The sequence below is a fragment of the Streptomyces lushanensis genome (genome assembly GCF_001700515.1).
In the GTDB taxonomy this organism is placed as follows: domain Bacteria; phylum Actinomycetota; class Actinomycetes; order Streptomycetales; family Streptomycetaceae; genus Streptomyces; species Streptomyces lushanensis.
Genome location: NZ_MAUD01000069.1, coordinates 33,871 through 50,547, shown reverse-complemented (window position 1 = coordinate 50,547; position 16,677 = coordinate 33,871). Strand labels below are relative to the sequence as shown.

Below are 16,677 nucleotides of genomic sequence, written 5' to 3'. Positions count from 1 at the left end.
AGCGACATCGATCTGACGCCGCGCGGAGCCGAGCAGGCGGGCGGGCTCGGTGTCTGGGCGGCGGGCGCCGGCCTCGACGCGATCGTCACCTCACCGCTGCGGCGAGCCCGCCGCACCGCCGGGCCCGCCGTCCGCTCCACGGGTCTGGCCGCCGTCGTGGAACCGGACCTGAGGGAGCTGGACTTCGGCGTCGCCGAGGGCCGGACCATCGCCGAACTCGAAGCGTCGTACCCGCAGGAGGTCGCGGACTTCCGCCGCGACCCGGCCGCCCATCCGCTCCCGGGCGGGGAGAGCCCGAAGGCAGCCGCCGTCCGTGGCGCCACCGCGCTGCTGCGCCTGGCCGAGACCCACCGGGGCCGCCGCGTCCTGGTTGTCGCGCACAACACCCTGTTCCGGCTGGTGCTGTGCCGACTGCTCGGAATCCCGGAGAGCGAGTACCGCCGTGTGCTCCCCGGCCTGCGCAACTGCGCGCTCACCGAACTGCGGGTGGCAGCGGGGCAGGTGGCCCTGATCTCGTACAACGTGCCGACGCCGTAGGACTTCGGCCGGCTTTCCCGACTCGTCGCGGCGAGAAGGACGGCGGGAAGGACACAGGGCGTCCGGCATCGGTGCCGGACGCCCTGGCGGTGTGCGCGGTCGACCGGTGAACGTGACCAGCCGGTGAGTGCGGTCAGCGCGAGAGCCGCAGGAAGAGCAGTGAGGTGTCCAGCGCGGCTTCCAGATGGGCGCTGCTGCCGGTGGACATCAGGATCGTGACCCCGCCCTGGACGGCCGCGACCATCGCGGCGGCGGTGCGTCCGGCGTCGAGTTCGGCCGCGATCCGGCCGCTCCGCTGCATGCCGGCGATGCCGGCGTGCAGTTCGTACTGCCACCGCTCCACGAGCCGTCCGGTCACCGCCTGCGCGGCGGGCGTGCTGCGGCCCAGTTCGGTGATCAGCACACCCAGCGGGCAGTTCATGCCCTGCTGCTGATAGCGCAGTACGACCGCGTCCCGCCAGGCCTGCCACGCGTCCCAGGTCGTCAGCCGGCCGAGGTGCGGCTGCTGGTCCTCCAGGACGCGTTCGGCCTCCCGCTCGGCGACGGCGAGCAGAAGCTGTTCCCGGCCGTCCGGGAAGTAGTGGAAGAGCTGGCCCTTGCTGGTGGCGGTCCTGCGGCAGACATCGTCGAGGGTGGTGGTCAGCACGCCGCGCTCACGGATCTCGGCCGCGGCGCCGTCGATGATCCGCTGCCGTGTCGCGGCGCCCTTGGCGGTCAGCGCCCTCGCCATGTCGTCCGTCCTTCCGGCTTCCGGAGCCCAGGATTCTGGACTTGCGGGTCTATTTTAGGTCTGTGGCGGCGGGCCTGTCGACCGAGGGGGGACGGCGCCCCGGCCCGGACGAGGGGGACGGCCGCCCCGGCTCAGAGGTGGCCGACCGTCAGCGGGTCGAAGCCGACGCGGGTCGTCGAGCCGTCGTCCGCCCAGGTCACCTCGATCGTGCTTCCGTCGACGCCCGCCGTACGGACCGTGCTCACCGCCTCGGACAGCGAGATGGCGCCGGGCTCCCCGGTGAGGGTGGCGAGGGCGGCGAAGAGGGCCGTGCCCTCGGCCTGCGCCGTCAGCCGGGGCACATGGGCCCAGCGCGTGAACGCCGTGCCGTGCGGTGCCCGTTGTTCGTCCGCCGACTCCCAGCCGTACAGACCGAGCAGAGCGGACCGTACGCCGTCGCCGCCGCCCGGGCCGCCGCCCGGACCTTCGCCGTTGTCATCGCCGGTGCCGGTGCCGGTGCCGGTACTGGCGCTGGTCGCCCAGCCCGTCTGCCGTACGCGCGCTCCGGGCGGGGCGCCCGACACGCGGTGCACGCGCAGTTCGTACCGTCCCCTGACCACGGTGACGCTCTCGACCCGCAGTCCGGGCACCACGGGCGGGCCCGACACGAAGACCGGCAGATGCCAGGAGGCGGCCCAGCCCCAGCCGTCGCCGTGTCCGGCACCCAGGGGGCGGATACGGCGGCGGACGCTGCGGACTCCCGCGATCTCGACGGCGAAATGGTTGTCCGCGATGTTCTCCGGCGAGGTGGGGCCCGTCCTGGTGGAGTAGGCCTGCCGGCCGTAGTGCGGGTCGTCCTGGTGGGCCGACTCGCCTTCATGGGGACGGACGTTGTCGCTGCCGTGGTTGTGCAGCCGTACGATCCCGTCCACCGCCGTGGAGTGAACCAGCAGCCCCGGCGCGGGCAGGGCGAGCACCCGGTCGGGGCCTTCGCTGGGCACCGGTTCCTCGGTGGCCGTCCACAGGGGGTGCTCCGGGGGCGCGAGCAGCGCGGCGAAGGCCTTGGACGCCCAGTAGGGCGAGGCGGGGCCCGAGTAGCGCTGGAGCGTCGCGACATGAGGCCCGTGCCAGCCCAGGCTGAGCAGGCCGTCCGGGCCGGTGGCGCCGCGGTCCAGGAAGTAGCGCAGCGATCCGTTCAGCAGCCGGCGCGAGACACCGGGCGCGAGCGGAGTGTGCCCCGTGACGGCGCCCAGGGCGACCGCAGCGCCGGCCGCGAAGCGGTAGGTGAGCGAGCGGCCGAAGTGGATCGGGGCGCCGTCGGCGCCGAACAGCAGCGAGAAACTCTCCAGATGCTCGCGCAGCCGTGCGCCGAGACGTGCGTCCACGGGCTCCTCGGGTCCCGCGGGCTTCGCGGGTTTCACGGGCTCGGCCGACTTCCCTGTGTCGCCCGCGAGTTGGGTGCCGAGGGTAGGGGCCTCAAGGCGCGCGAGATGGGCGTCCAGCACCGGATAGAAGTGCAGCGCCCAGCCGTTGTAGTGGTCGAAGGCCCGGCCGTCGCCGTCGGCGTACCAGCCCTGCCCTCGGTACCAGCCCTCCAGCAGACCGAGCGCCCGCTCCCGCGCGCGTGCCGTCTCCGCGTCGCCCCGGCCCACCGACTCCAGGAATCCGGCGACGGAGTACGGGAAGAGATACCAGTTGTTGGGGGCCGGGGTGTGCCGCAGCGTTCCGCGCAGCCACTCCTCGGCGCGGTCCCGCACCTGCGGATCCAGCCGGTCCCAGAGCCAGGTCCTGGTCAGTCGCAGTCCGACGGCGACGGACGCGGACTCGACCATCGGCTGCCCGTGCACGTCGTGGCCGAGGATCAGCGGCCAGGACTCGGCGTCGTCCCTGCCGGGCGTACGGGTCCCGGCCGCGAGCCCGTCCGCGTACCGGTCGAGCCAGCCGTGCGGATCGTCGCCGCCCGCGCCCGCGACCCGGAAGGCGGCGGCGAGGAACGTACGGGCGTATCCCTCCAGACCGTCCGACCGCACCCCGGAGACGGAGGGCCGGCCGGGCAGGTCGAGCAGGGCGCGGCCCGGGGTGGCCCACCGCCAAGCGGCGTGCAGCAGACGGTCGGCGGTGGCCTCCCAGTCCGCCCGGGTGAGGCCGGTTTCCCGCCCGGGCCCGGGGGTCTCGCGAGGTGAGGTCATGCGAGGAAGGCCAGCCTTTCGCGTCGTACGGGATGGGCGAAACCGTCCCCCGCGGCCCAGCGGGCGGCCTCGCCGACGGCGAGATCGGCCAGCCGGCGCAGCTCGTTGCCCTCCGAGCCCGCGAGATGAGGGGTGATGATCGCGTTCTCGCACTCCCACAGCGGATGGTCCGGCGGCAGCTCGTCGGGATCCGTGACATCGAGGACGGCCCGGATCCGGTCCGCCCGGAGCAGCTCGACGAGGGCGTCCTGATCGACGACGGCACCGCGCGCGGTGTTGACGAGCACCGCGTCCCGCCGCATCGACAGAAGGAGTTCACGGCTGACCAGACCATGGGTGGCGGGCAGCAGCGGGGTGTGCACACTCACCGTGTCGCTCAGCGTGAACAGCTCGCCCAGCTCCACCCGCCGCACGCCGAGCGCCGCGGCCTCCTCGTCGTCGACGTACGGATCGTGCAGCAGGACCCGCAGATCGTAGGGCCGCAGCAGTTCGATGACGCGGCGGCCGATCAGCGAGGCGGACAGAATGCCCACGGTACGGCCGTAGTTGCCCACCTCGGCGGTGGTACGCGGTCCGTCCTCGCGACGGCGCGCGGCCCGGAGGCCGCGGGCGCGCTCCAGGGCGCGTTTGCCGGACAGCAGGATCATCGCGACGGTGTACTCCGCCACCGGAAGGGCGTTGGCCGCGGCGGCCGAGGACACCTCGATCCCGCGCTCCCAGCAGGCCTCGGTGACATGGCCGCGAACCGAACCCGCGGTATGGACGACGGCGCGCAGCCGGGGCGCCGCCGCCAGGGCGGTGGCGTCCAGGGGCGGACAGCCCCAGCCGGTGACGAGGAGTTCGACGTCCGCGAGCGCGGCGCGGGCCCGGTCGGTGGTGAAGTCGTCCAGGACGGGCGGCGGCGCCAGCTCGCACACGGCGCCCAGGGCGGCCAGGGCGTCAGGACCGAGCACGGCGTCCGCGACGTCCGGTGCCATGGCGAGCGCGGCGCGCGGCCGTGACCGCGACCCGGTCCCGGGCCCGGGGTGTGATCGGGACTCTTGCTGTGGCTGTGGCTGTGAGGGCAACGATCTCGATCTCCTGATACGGGAGCGCCGGGCTTCTCCTTGCCTCCGGCGGCTCCGGTCCGTCGGGGACCAAGTATGTCGGCCCGCCCACCGCGACCGGGTGCCGGGCAGCGTCTCGTACGGCTACGAAGGCCGCCCCGGCACCATCAGGACGTATCGGTCACGGAACCTGCCACCCGGCCGGGTTCGAGTCGGCGCCGCTCGGTTCGAAGGGCACGGTGAGACAGGCGAGCCGCGCTCCCGCCGTTCCCGCCTCACCGGGGGCCGTCGACGTGTGGTGCTCGTGGATGACCACGGAACGCGCTCCGCCCGGCCGGAAGCGCCACTCGTGCCGGGACTCGGCGGCGCCATGGCCTTCGGCGTCGGTGGTGAAGTCCAGCCAGACCTCGTTCTCGGGGTTGGCGTAGGCGGGATCGGTGGACGGCTGCTGCGGGTCCTCGACGTTCTGGTAGTGCGGACCGGAGGTGTCCGGCGTCGCGCCGCAGGGCTTGGTGTGCACATGCGCGCCGTACATACGCTCCGGGAGCAGACCGCTCACCCTGAGCCGGACCGTGGTGCCCTCCCCGCCGGCGCGTTCCCCGGTGTGCCCGCCCGTCTGCTCGCGGACCTGCTCGACGACGGAGACGCGGGAGCCCACGGGCACCTTTTCCACGTCGTACGTCAGCGCGTCCGAAAGCCGGAGAGCAGAGGGCGGCGTGAACCACCCTTCCGCCTTCACCGATTCGGAGCCTTCCCACGCGAATGCCGTGATGGCCGGCATCACGAGCACGGCTGTGACGGCGAGGGCTGCGGACGCCTTGCGATGAGTCCTCACGAGCGGTCTCCTTCGACGGTGATGTTGAGGAGTCCAGGGTGGTGGACGGCGGCGGTCCCGCCGTGTCGCATGGCGAGTCCGCGCCACGCGGTTAAGGCGTTCGGTGCAGTGGAGCGCGGAGCGTCGGGTGAGAGCCGAGGCGTTCGGCGCCGGCGCCTCCAATCAGCGCCAGATTAACGCCGGGGCGCATCACCGGCACGCAGAGGGCGTCGGCGCCGCCCCCCGGCATGCGACGAGGGCCCGCCCGGACGGCCCGAGCGGCCGCGCGCGCCCGACGGAGGGGCCCGGCGGGCCGGATCCTCCGTGCGGGTGACAACCGCGACCGCCACCTGCCGCCCCGCCGGACGAGGCCGCTCGGCGTCGGCCGCGCGCCCGTGTCCTCACGCCGTCGGGGCCGCGGGAGCGTCCGTACCGCAGGCCCGTCCGGACATCCGCCCGGCAGCGCCCAGGCGGGCCCGGAAGAAGTCGGCCAGTTTCCCGACCGCGGGCCCGACGTACGGCTCCTTGTCGTAGAGGTCGACGTGGCCGGCGCCGTCGATCCAGTGCAGTTCCTTCGGACCGCGCGCGTCCTGGAACGCGGCCACGCTCATCCACGAGGTCACCGCCTCACGTCCGACGATCATGAGAAGCGGGCGAGGCGCGACGAGGTGGACGAAGCGGAACCCGTCGAAGGACGCCATGCGGTCGACGCTGGACCAGGTGAAGGACCTCGCCGAGCGCGGGTGCCGGGCGCGGTCGGAGCAGTAGTACTCGTAGCCCTCGGCGCCGTGCCGACCTCCCAGCGCCCGGGCCTGCTCCATCGTGCCGGGGAAGACGGGGAAGGTCTGGACCCCCTCACCACGCGCTTCGGCGGTGCGCGCGGCCGAGGCCGCGTCGAGCATGGCCTGGAAGACGGCGGGGTCCTGGGTGCCGTCGGCGCCGTCGCGGAACTGACGGGCGATGTCCACGGCGGAGACGGTGCCGACGGCCTTGATCCGGTGGTCGGACGCCGTCGCGGCGAGGACGTAGCCCCCGGAGGCGCAGATGCCCAGCGCCCCGATACGTTCGGTGTCGACCTCGTCGTGCGTGGCGAGGAACGAGACCGCCGCCTTGATGTCCTCGACCCGGTGGGCCGGGTCCTCCAGACCGCGCGGCTCTCCCTCGCTTTCGCCCTGAAAGGCGGCGTCGAACGCGAGGGTGACAAAGCCCCTGCCGGCCAGGCGCCGCGCGTACAGGCCGGCGGTCTGCTCCTTCACGCCGCTGCCGGGGTGACCGACGACGATCGCCGGGTACGGTCCGGCCGTCCCGTCGTCCGGTGTGTACAGGTGCCCGGCGAGCCTCAGTCCGGCACTGGGAAAGGTGACGTCGGTTCTCACGATGGTGCTCCGGTCTCCGGAGGGACGGGCCTCGCCGCGGGGCGGGCTCCGGCGGCCACCTGGCGGCGGCCGCACGTCCACGGTGGCGTCGGCGCCACGGGGGTACCAGGGAAGGCGCCGCCTATGCACGTCAGTACCAGGCGCGCGGCTGCCCGCCCGCGGACACTGGAGTCATGGAACTCCAGGGGAACGCCTCCGGCGGCAACGAGCTGGGCGACTTCCTGCGCGCTCGCCGTGCCGCTCTGGACCCGCGCGGGGCGGGCGTGCCCGACGACGGCCGTCCGCGCCGGGTGCCGGGCCTGCGCCGTGAGGAGCTGGCCCAGCTCGCGCACGTGAGCGTCGACTACATCGTCCGCTTGGAGCAGGGCCGTGCCCGCCGGGTCTCCCGTCCGGTCCTCGACGCGCTCGCCGACGCGCTTCGGCTCGCCCCGGACGAGCGTGCCTACCTCGTCGCCGTCGCCGATGCCACGCCCGCGCCGGGACCGGGCAGGCAGCAGGTCGACGGGCGGCTCCAGCAGATGCTCTCGGCCATGCACGACATTCCCGCCATGATCCTCAACCGGCGTATGGACGTCCTCGCCTGGAACCGGGGCGCGGTCGCCCTGCTCACGGACTTCGGCGCGCTCGCTCCGGCCGGACGCAATCTGATCCGGCTGACCTTCCTCGACGACGCCTACCGCTCGCTGTACGCGGACTGGCCGGGGGCCGCGCGCGAGTGCGTGGCGGTTCTGCGGATGGAAGCCGGCCTCCATCCCAGGGATCAGGCCCTTGCCGCGCTGATCGGCGAGTTGAGCGTGCGCGATCCGGACTTCCGTACGTGGTGGGCCAGTCACCGGGTCCGCGGGCCGCGCCGGCTGACCAAGACCTACCTGCACCCCGTCGCGGGCAGCATCACCCTGGACGTCCAGCAGTTCTCCGTCGACACGCAACCCGACCAGCAACTGGTCGCGTACACCGCCCCGCCCGACTCTCCCTCCCAGCAGGCGCTGCGCTTCCTCCTCCAGTGGGCGGCCCGTCCCGGCCACATGGACGACAGGCGGGCCACGGAGGACAGCCGTCGCGGGAAGTGATCGGACGGTCCCCTCCGGGGCCGCGCGAACGGTACGGTTCCCGGCGACCGGCGACCGGCGACCGGCGACCGGCGACCGGCGACCCGCGACCCGCGACCCGCGACCCGCGACCCGCGACCGGCCGGCGGACCGGCGGACCGGCGGACCGGCGCGGCATCGGGGACCGGGCCGACGCGCCCTCTCACCCCACGTACCCTCGTCCCCGTGCGAGCCTCATCCCTGCGTCGCGTCGCCGTTCTCGTGCTCGAAGGCGCGAAGCCCCTCGATGTCGGTATTCCCGCACAGGTGTTCACGACCCGCGCGAGCATGCCGTACGAGGTGCGGGTGTGCGGCGCGGCGCCGGGTCTCGTGGCCGGCGGTGACGGCCTGTCGTACAGCGTCGCCCATGGCATCGACGCGCTCGCGTGGGCCGACATCGTCTTCATTCCCGGCTACCGGCACCCGGATCGCGACGACCCGCCGCGGGCCGTCGTCGACGCGCTGATCGCCGCCCACGACCGGGGCGCGCGGCTCGCCGCCATCTCGACGGGCGCCTTCGCGCTCGCCGCCACGGGCCTGCTCGACGGCAAGCGCGCCACGACGCACTGGCACTACACGCGGGCACTCGCGGCGAAGCGTCCGCTCGTGCGGGTCGACGCGAACGTTCTGTTCGTCGACGAGGGCAGCGTGCTGACGTCGGCCGGCGCAGCCTCGGGCATCGACCTGTGCCTGCACATCCTGCGGGGCGATCTGGGGGTGTCCGCGTCGAACCACGCGGCGCGGCGCCTGGTGGCGGCCCCCTACCGCAGCGGCGGTCAGGCGCAGTACGTGCCGCGCAGTGTGCCCGAGTCGCTCGGCGAGCGGTTCGCCGCCACCCGGGAGTGGGCGCTGCACCGGCTCGGCGAGCCCCTCACCCTTGAAGTGCTGGCCCGGCACGCGGCGGTCTCGCCGCGCACGTTCTCGCGGCGCTTCGTCGAAGACACGGGGTACACGCCGATGCAGTGGGTGATGCGAGCCCGTATCGACGTGGCCCGCGAGCTGCTGGAGCGTTCCCAGCGGGGCATCGAGCAGATCGCCGCCGACGTCGGTCTCGGCACCGGTGCGAATCTGCGGCTGCACTTCCATCGCATCCTCGGCACGACGCCGAGCGAGTACCGGCGCACCTTCGCCCAGGGGCAGTAGTAGCCCGTCACCGCCGCGTGGCGTGATCCTTTTGGACCGTGGCGACCGCTCCGCTGTCACCGGCGGACACCGCGCGAGAACCTGACGGCGAACCCGGACCCGGACCCGGACCCGGACCCGGACCCGGACCCGACCCGGACCCGACCCGGACCCGGACCTGAACCCGGACACCGACCCGAACCCGGCCCCGAAGGGACACCACTCATGACCCGCATCGCCATCAACGGATTCGGCCGCATCGGCCGCAATGTGCTGCGCGCGCTGCTCGAACGCGACAGCGACGTGGAAGTCGTCGCCGTCAACGACCTCACGGAGCCCGCCACCCTCGCCCGGCTGCTCGCCTACGACACGACGGCGGGCCGGCTCGGCCGCCCGGTGGCCGCCGACGGGGACGCCCTCGTCGTCGACGGCCGTCGGATCACCGTGCTCGCCGAGCGCGAGCCGGCCCAGCTGCCGTGGGCCGGGCTCGGGGTCGACATCGTGCTGGAGGCGACCGGCCGCTTCACCTCGGCCGGCGCCGCCCGTGCCCACATCGACGCGGGCGCGAAAAAGGTGCTCGTCAGCGCGCCGGCGGACGGCGCCGATGTCACCCTCGCGTTCGGGATCAACACCGACGCCTACGACCCGGCCGCGCACACGATCGTCTCGAACGCCTCGTGCACGACCAACGCGCTCGCGCCGCTGGCCGCGGTCCTGGACGGTCTCGCCGGCATCGAGCACGGCTTCATGACGACGGTGCACGCCTACACGCAGGAGCAGAACCTCCAGGACGGTCCGCACCGCGACGCCCGCCGTGCCCGCGCGGCGGCCGTGAACATCGTGCCGACCACGACGGGCGCCGCCAAGGCGATCGGCCTCGTGCTGCCGAACCTCGACGGCAAGCTGTCGGGCGACTCGATCCGTGTGCCGGTTCCGGTGGGATCGATCGTCGAACTCAATACGACCGTCGCTCGTGAGGTGACGCGCGAGGACGTGCTGTCGGCGTACCGCACCGCGGCGCGGGGGCCGCTCGCGGGCGTACTGGAGTACTCGGACGACCCGCTCGTGTCGTCCGACATCACGGGCAACCCGGCTTCGTCGATCTTCGACTCGGCTCTCACCCGCGTCGACGGCCGCCACGTCAAGGTGGTCGCCTGGTACGACAACGAGTGGGGCTTCTCGAACCGCGTGGTCGACACGCTCGAACTCCTCGCCGCCGGCTGACCGGAAACCCGGGCGGCCCGCCCACGAATGCCACGAAGGCCACGGCGTCCTGCCACCCGACAAGCCGCGGGGCGCCGGGCCCCCGACAACCCGGTTCGCCGAGAGGGGACAGCCGAACCCGCGCATGACCTCGCAGCGGTCATGTACTAGAGTTATCTCGACATCGAGATATCTGCCGAAGGCGTACCGCAGCCGCCACTCGGTAAGGGTTGCCTAACCAAACCTTACCTCAGCGGATCGGCGAGGGCCGTGGCGGCATCGAGCGGCGGTAGCCGCACACAGAGGTACGGGCGCGGTAGTACGCGCACATTGATGAAGGAGACTGTCGTGTCGGCGAACAGCTTCGACGCCCGCAGCACGCTGCGCGTGGGCGACGAGTCGTACGAGATCTTCAAGCTGGACAAGGTCGAGGGCTCCGCGCGCCTCCCTTACAGCCTGAAGGTGCTGCTGGAGAACCTGCTCCGCACCGAGGACGGCGCGAACATCACCGCCGACCACATCCGCGCGCTCGGCGGCTGGGACTCCCAGGCGCAGCCGAGCCAGGAGATCCAGTTCACCCCGGCACGCGTGATCATGCAGGACTTCACCGGTGTGCCCTGTGTCGTGGACCTCGCCACCATGCGCGAGGCCGTCAAGGAGCTGGGCGGCGACCCGGCGAAGATCAACCCGCTGGCCCCGGCCGAGCTGGTCATCGACCACTCCGTCATCGCCGACAAGTTCGGTACGCCCGACTCCTTCGCGCAGAACGTGGAGCTGGAGTACGGGCGCAACAAGGAGCGCTACCAGTTCCTGCGCTGGGGCCAGACCGCGTTCGACGAGTTCAAGGTCGTCCCGCCCGGCACCGGAATCGTCCACCAGGTCAACATCGAGCACCTGGCCCGTACGGTCATGGTCCGCAACGGCCAGGCGTACCCCGACACGCTGGTGGGCACCGACTCGCACACCACCATGGTCAACGGCCTCGGCGTGCTCGGCTGGGGCGTCGGCGGCATCGAGGCCGAGGCCGCGATGCTCGGTCAGCCCGTCTCGATGCTCATCCCGCGTGTCGTCGGCTTCAAGCTGACGGGCGAGCTGCCCGCGGGCACCACCGCCACCGACCTCGTCCTCACGATCACCGAGATGCTGCGCAAGCACGGCGTCGTCGGCAAGTTCGTGGAGTTCTACGGCGAGGGCGTCGCCGCCACCTCCCTGGCCAACCGCGCCACCATCGGCAACATGTCGCCGGAGTTCGGCTCCACCGCCGCGATCTTCCCGATCGACGGCGAGACGCTGAAGTATCTGCGGCTGACCGGCCGCAGCGAGCAGCAGGTCGCACTCGTGGAGGCGTACGCCAAGGAGCAGGGCCTCTGGCTCGACCCGGCCGCCGAGCCCGACTTCTCCGAGAAGCTGGAGCTGGACCTCGCCACGGTGGTCCCGTCCATCGCGGGCCCGAAGCGTCCTCAGGACCGGATCGTCCTGGCCGAGGCCAAGCAGAGGTTCACCGAGGACGTGCGCAACTACGTGTCCGAGGACGAGGAGGCGGGCAAGGAGTCCTTCCCGGCCTCCGACGCCCCCGCCTCCGCCGACGGCGTACCGACGCGGCCGACGCTCGTCACGGCGCCCGACGGTTCGACGTACGAGATCGACCACGGCGCCGTGGTCGTCGCCGCGATCACCTCCTGCACCAACACCTCGAACCCGTACGTCATGGTCGCCGCCGCGCTGGTGGCCAAGAAGGCGGTCGAGAAGGGCCTGACCCGCAAGCCCTGGGTCAAGACCACGCTCGCGCCCGGTTCGAAGGTCGTCACCGACTACTTCGACAAGGCGGGCCTGACCCCGTACCTCGACAAGGTCGGCTTCAACCTCGTCGGCTACGGCTGCACCACCTGCATCGGCAACTCGGGCCCGCTGCCCGAGGAGGTCTCCAGGGCCGTCAACGAGCACGACCTCGCGGTCACCTCGGTGCTCTCCGGCAACCGCAACTTCGAGGGCCGGATCAACCCGGACGTCAAGATGAACTACCTGGCGTCCCCGCCGCTGGTCGTCGCGTACGCCCTCGCCGGCTCGATGAAGGTGGACATCACCAGGGACGCCCTGGGCATCGACCAGGACGGCAAGCCCGTTCACCTCGCGGACATCTGGCCCACCGAGGCCGAGGTCAACGACGTCGTGGCCAACGCCATCGGCGAGGACATGTTCAACAAGTCCTACCAGGACGTCTTCGCGGGCGACGCGCAGTGGCAGGCGCTGCCGATCCCGACCGGCAACACCTTCGAGTGGGACGCGCAGTCCACCTACGTCCGCAAGCCCCCGTACTTCGACGGCATGACGATGGAGACCAGCCCGGTCGAGGACATCACCGGCGCGCGGGTGCTCGCCAAGCTGGGCGACTCGGTCACCACGGACCACATCTCCCCGGCCGGCGCGATCAAGGCCGACACCCCGGCCGGCACGTACCTCACGGAGCACGGTGTTGAGCGGCGCGACTTCAACTCGTACGGCTCCCGCCGCGGCAACCACGAGGTGATGATCCGCGGCACCTTCGCCAACATCCGGCTGCGCAACCAGATCGCGCCGGGCACGGAGGGCGGCTTCACCCGCGACTTCACCGTCGAGGGCGCCCCGGTCTCCTTCATCTACGACGCCTCCCAGAACTACCAGGCCGCCGGCACCCCGCTGGTCGTCCTGGCGGGCAAGGAGTACGGCTCGGGCTCGTCCCGCGACTGGGCGGCCAAGGGCACCGCGCTGCTGGGCGTGAAGGCCGTCATCGCCGAGTCGTACGAGCGCATCCACCGCTCGAACCTGATCGGCATGGGCGTCCTCCCGCTCCAGTACCCGGAGGGCGCCTCGGCGGAGGCCCTGGGCCTGACGGGCGAGGAGACCTTCTCCTTCACCGGCGTCACGGAACTCAACAACGGCACCACCCCCCGCACGGTCAAGGTCACCACGGACACCGGCGTGGAATTCGACGCGGTCGTCCGCATCGACACCCCGGGCGAGGCGGACTACTACCGCAACGGCGGCATCATGCAGTACGTGCTGCGGAGCCTGATCCGCAAGTAGGCCGCTGCCAGGCCGCCACAGCCGCCGAACCGAGGGCCGTGCCCCCGTACGTACCCGTACGGGGGCACGGCCCTCGCCATGTCCCGCGCTCGCCGGCCGCGACGGCTTCGATGGCGTGAACCTCTCTCGGAGACATTGCTCTGTGTAATCACGCGCACATACAATGTGGAGCAGTTGCGCACTCAATCAATCCTGAGTGGAGGCGGGCATGGGGCATGCCTGGGAGGCCGATCCGTCGGCGTTGTTCGAGCGGCGACTGGGAAAGTCGGCCGAGGAATTGGGCCATTCGGACGGCAAGGACGACTGCCCGGACATCTGGCAGCTCGACAACGGCGATATCGCGGTGATCGGTCGTGACCTCACCACGCATTACGCTCCGCGCCTGCCGGAAGGCGTGACTCTCGCCGCGGACGAACGACTGGTCGTCATTCCGGGAACCATGCTCAGCGCCGCGAAACCGGACATCGCCGATGCGTGACCTGCGCGCGCCGACCTTCCCTCCCGGTCAGGGGGAGAGGCTCGTACGAGATGTGTACAAAAGGGATTTCCGGGAGCGGTACGAAGCGATCCGTCACGCGGACTCCTGGAAACTCGAGCGCCGACAGCACTTCGAGGAAAAGGGCAGCCCCAGCCGGGACGCGCTGTCCCGAGGCGACTGGGCGGAAGCGCTGCGACTGATCGACGCACGACGCGAGGATCTGATCGCGTCCGCTCTCGACGACGAGCGCCGTGGTTCCCGATTCCATCGAGTGCGCGTGGTGGAAAAGCCGCTGACTCCCTATCTCCAATGGGAGCTGCATTCGCTGCGGCAGCGCGCGGAATGCGACGAGAGAATCCGTACGGTCGATGCCGAAATGGTGGCCGCTTCGGAGAGCGAGAAGATCCTGCCGGAATTGGTCGTCCTCGGCGGGCATACGCTGTATGAGGTGCTCTACACCGAATCCGGCGAGTCCTGTGGCGCGGTCCGCCATACCGCCCCGGACGTCGTCGGAATCTGGGAAGGCTACATCAAGGAACTCTACCGGGCAGGTGAGGATGTGGAGACCTACTTCGCCCGTGAGGTCGCGCACCTTCCACCGCCGACGATGAACGCGGAGTAGACCGATCAACGAGCACAGAAGAGACGAGGGGCGGCTCGGCAGGACGAACAATGACCTGTCGGGTACGTCACGCGATGCCGTACAGGCGGGCAGCGTGAGAGGAGGAATTCACTTCCACGGGCACGGCACGTCGGGCGAGGACGGTTTCCCCGCCCCCACGCCACGGCAACTCCCGGCCGACATACGCGGGTTCGTCAACCGTACACATGAACTCGACGAATTGAACGCCGTGCTGGCCGATGAGGACGGCCGGCCGCTGGTCATCTCCGTCTGCGTGATCGCCGGCACCGCCGGCGCGGGAAAGACCTCGCTCGCGCTGCGCTGGGCCCATCAGGTCCAGGACCGCTTCCCGGACGGTCAGCTTTACGTCAATCTGCGCGGCTACGACCCGGGGGAGCCGGTCACGGCTCAGGACGCCCTCCACCGTTTTCTCGGCGCACTGGGCGTACGGCCCGGATCGGTGCCCCGGGACCCCGATTCCGCCGCCGCGCTCTACCGCTCCCTGCTGGCCGGCCGCCGGATGCTGATCGTCCTCGACAACGCTGCCACGGTCGGCCAGGTCCGCCCGTTGCTGCCGGGCAGCGAGGGCTGCCTCGTGGTCGTCACCAGCCGGAGCCGGCTCTCCGGGCTCGCCGTCCGGGACGGGGCGCGGCGGCTGACGCTCGGGACACTGCCACAGCCCGAGGCGGTCGCCCTGCTGCGTGCCGTCACCGCCGGGTACCGGCCGGAGGATGATCTCGACAAGCTCACGGAGCTGGCCGGCCTCTGCGCCCGGCTGCCGCTGGCCCTGCGGATCGCCGCCGAACGCGCCGCGAGCCGGCCCCATATGCGGCTGGACGACCTGATCGCCGATCTGCGGGACGAGAGCGCCCTGTGGGACGCGCTCAGTACCGGAGACGACGAGGAGGCCGAGGCGGTCCGTACCGTATTCGCCTGGTCCTACCGGGCGCTGCCGGAGCGTGCCGCGCGCCTCTTCCGACTTCTCGGCCTGCATCCCGGCCCCGAGTTCGGCCTCCATGCCGCGGCGGCCCTCGCCGGACTGGCCGTCCCGAAGACCCGGCAGTTGCTCGACTCCCTGGTCGGCGCCCACCTGCTGGAGCAGACCGCGCCCGACCGCTACCAGTTCCACGATCTGCTGCGCGCCTACGCCACCGACCAGGCGCAGCACGAAGAGCCGCCCGGGGAACGGTCGGCCGCGCTCCGTCGCGTACTGGACTGGTATCTGCACACCGCCGACGCGGCACAGACCTGGATCAGTCCCGCCGAGCTTCATCTCCCGCTCACCCCGCCGGTCGAGGGAGTGCAGGCGCTGTCCTTCGCCGACTACGACACCGCCGTGGACTGGTCGGAGCGCGAGCACACCAATCTGCTCCAGGCGGTACGGGCAGCCATCGCCCTGGAAGACCGGCTCGCCTGGCAACTGACGGCTGTTCTGGCGAACGCGCAGTCTCCCTCCGCTCCCTTCGCCGACTGGCCGGCCGTCGGCCGACTCGGCCTCGAGGCGGCGCGCCGACTCGGTGACCGGAGCGCGGAGGCCCAGCTCCTCACCGAGATGGGCATGAGCCATACGCGGAACGATCGCCTCACCGAGAGCCACGCGAGCCACAGCGCGGCGCTCGGGATCCGGCGTGAACTGGGTGACCGGCTCGGGGAGGCGCATTCGCTCAACCTGATCGGCCTCTTCCATCTCCGTACCCGGCAACTCGCCGATGCCGCCTCGTACTTCGAGCAGGCCCTCACCGTCTTCCGGGAGCAGGGCGCTGCCCACTGGGAGGCCACGACCCTCTCGAACCTCGCGAGTACCCACTACCGCGCCGGCCGCCTCCCCGAGGCGTCCGGCGTCGCGCGGCAGGCGTTGGGGGCGCATCGTGGGCTGGGCAATCAGCGCGGTGAAGGCAATGTCCTGCGTCTGCTGAGCCATGTGGAGCTTGAGCGGGGGGACGGGGAGAAGGCGCTCGGTACGGCGCGTGACGCCGTGGACATCGCGCTGACGTTGCGCGATCACCGGCTGGAGGGCTACTGGCTTCTCACCCTGGGCGACGCCCAACTGGCCAACGGCCGCTCCACCGAGGCGCTCGCCTCCTACCAGCGGTCCGCCACGCTGCACCGCCGGCTCGGGAACCGGAGCCGGGAGGCCATGGCCTGGCACGGTACGGCCCAGGCGTACCGCCGGCTCGACCGGCACGAGGAGGCGGCACAGTTCCACCGTCGGGCCGCCGCCGTCCACCATGAGCTCGGTGACACCTGGGACGAGGCCATGGCCCTGGACGGGCTGGCCGAGGTCCTGGTCGTCGACGACCCGGAAGCCGCCCGGGAGCACTGGACGGAGGCTCTGGGACTGCTGGCCGGTTACGGCGATCCCCGCGCGGTCGAGGTCCGCGCCCGTGTCGAAGGCCGCCGCTCCGGAGCCGGTTGAGCCGGTGCCCCCGC

Annotated in this window: 13 protein-coding genes; 8 read left to right on the top strand and 5 right to left on the bottom strand. The window is 71.8% G+C overall.

What is annotated here, in order from left to right; genetic code table 11:
• A partial coding sequence (locus BFF77_RS06180; protein WP_066944618.1) for a histidine phosphatase family protein occupies positions 1-537 on the top strand: 537 nt, incomplete at its 5' end.
• A 133-nt stretch (positions 538-670) separates the two neighbouring features.
• Here BFF77_RS06180 and BFF77_RS06175 read toward each other — a convergent pair.
• The 5 genes from BFF77_RS06175 to BFF77_RS06155 all read right to left on the bottom strand — a co-directional run bounded on the left by BFF77_RS06175 (position 671) and on the right by BFF77_RS06155 (position 6,674).
• Positions 671-1,267: a TetR/AcrR family transcriptional regulator gene (locus tag BFF77_RS06175; RefSeq protein WP_066944616.1), complete on the bottom strand. Its 597-nt coding sequence runs from the start codon at positions 1,265-1,267 to the stop codon at positions 671-673.
• Between the two features lie 131 nt (positions 1,268-1,398).
• The gene (locus BFF77_RS06170) at positions 1,399-3,435 is read right to left on the bottom strand and encodes a DUF2264 domain-containing protein (protein ID WP_066944615.1); all 2,037 of its coding nucleotides are present in this window, start codon (positions 3,433-3,435) and stop codon (positions 1,399-1,401) included.
• Entirely contained in the window at positions 3,432-4,412 is a 981-nt protein-coding gene (locus BFF77_RS06165; protein ID WP_066944612.1) for a hydroxyacid dehydrogenase, read from the bottom strand. The genes BFF77_RS06170 and BFF77_RS06165 overlap by 4 nt, the downstream gene beginning before the upstream one ends.
• A gap of 250 nt (positions 4,413-4,662) precedes the next feature.
• Positions 4,663-5,316, bottom strand: coding sequence for a superoxide dismutase family protein (locus BFF77_RS06160; protein ID WP_066944610.1), 654 nt, complete (start codon positions 5,314-5,316; stop codon positions 4,663-4,665).
• Positions 5,317-5,696: 380 nt separating this feature from the next.
• Positions 5,697-6,674 carry an alpha/beta hydrolase gene (locus BFF77_RS06155; RefSeq protein WP_211280169.1) on the bottom strand — a complete coding sequence of 326 codons (978 nt, stop codon included), beginning with the start codon at positions 6,672-6,674 and terminating at the stop codon, positions 5,697-5,699.
• 170 nt (positions 6,675-6,844) lie between these two features.
• Here BFF77_RS06155 and BFF77_RS06150 point away from each other — a divergent pair, with 170 nt between their 5' ends.
• The 7 genes from BFF77_RS06150 (at position 6,845) to BFF77_RS06120 (ending at position 16,663) form a co-directional block, all read left to right on the top strand.
• Positions 6,845-7,741 carry a helix-turn-helix transcriptional regulator gene (locus BFF77_RS06150; protein WP_066944606.1) on the top strand — a complete coding sequence of 299 codons (897 nt, stop codon included), beginning with the start codon at positions 6,845-6,847 and terminating at the stop codon, positions 7,739-7,741.
• A gap of 204 nt (positions 7,742-7,945) precedes the next feature.
• Complete coding sequence (locus BFF77_RS06145; RefSeq protein WP_066944604.1) at positions 7,946-8,902, top strand: GlxA family transcriptional regulator; 957 nt, start codon at positions 7,946-7,948, stop codon at positions 8,900-8,902.
• Positions 8,903-9,106: 204 nt separating this feature from the next.
• Positions 9,107-10,105, top strand: coding sequence for a type I glyceraldehyde-3-phosphate dehydrogenase (gene gap / locus BFF77_RS06140; RefSeq protein WP_066944602.1), 999 nt, complete (start codon positions 9,107-9,109; stop codon positions 10,103-10,105).
• 327 nt (positions 10,106-10,432) lie between these two features.
• Complete coding sequence (acnA, locus tag BFF77_RS06135) at positions 10,433-13,147, top strand: aconitate hydratase AcnA (RefSeq protein ID WP_066944600.1); 2,715 nt, start codon at positions 10,433-10,435, stop codon at positions 13,145-13,147.
• 208 nt (positions 13,148-13,355) lie between these two features.
• Complete coding sequence (locus BFF77_RS06130) at positions 13,356-13,625, top strand: hypothetical protein (RefSeq protein WP_066944598.1); 270 nt, start codon at positions 13,356-13,358, stop codon at positions 13,623-13,625.
• Complete coding sequence (locus tag BFF77_RS06125) at positions 13,618-14,247, top strand: DUF6879 family protein (RefSeq protein WP_066944596.1); 630 nt, start codon at positions 13,618-13,620, stop codon at positions 14,245-14,247. Before BFF77_RS06130 ends, BFF77_RS06125 begins: the two co-directional genes overlap by 8 nt.
• 94 nt (positions 14,248-14,341) lie before the next feature.
• Complete coding sequence (locus BFF77_RS06120) at positions 14,342-16,663, top strand: ATP-binding protein (RefSeq protein WP_079124878.1); 2,322 nt, start codon at positions 14,342-14,344, stop codon at positions 16,661-16,663.
• Positions 16,664-16,677: the final 14 nt, after the last annotated feature.

Coding starts and splice junctions, on each gene's coding strand:
- BFF77_RS06165 (WP_066944612.1), bottom strand. CDS start 4,412: ATGGCACCGGACGTCGCGGACGCCGTGCTCGGTCCTGACGCCCTGGCC.
- BFF77_RS06125 (WP_066944596.1), top strand. CDS start 13,618: ATGCGTGACCTGCGCGCGCCGACCTTCCCTCCCGGTCAGGGGGAGAGG.
- BFF77_RS06175 (WP_066944616.1), bottom strand. CDS start 1,267: ATGGCGAGGGCGCTGACCGCCAAGGGCGCCGCGACACGGCAGCGGATC.
- BFF77_RS06170 (WP_066944615.1), bottom strand. CDS start 3,435: ATGACCTCACCTCGCGAGACCCCCGGGCCCGGGCGGGAAACCGGCCTC.
- BFF77_RS06150 (WP_066944606.1), top strand. CDS start 6,845: ATGGAACTCCAGGGGAACGCCTCCGGCGGCAACGAGCTGGGCGACTTC.
- BFF77_RS06130 (WP_066944598.1), top strand. CDS start 13,356: ATGGGGCATGCCTGGGAGGCCGATCCGTCGGCGTTGTTCGAGCGGCGA.
- gap (WP_066944602.1), top strand. CDS start 9,107: ATGACCCGCATCGCCATCAACGGATTCGGCCGCATCGGCCGCAATGTG.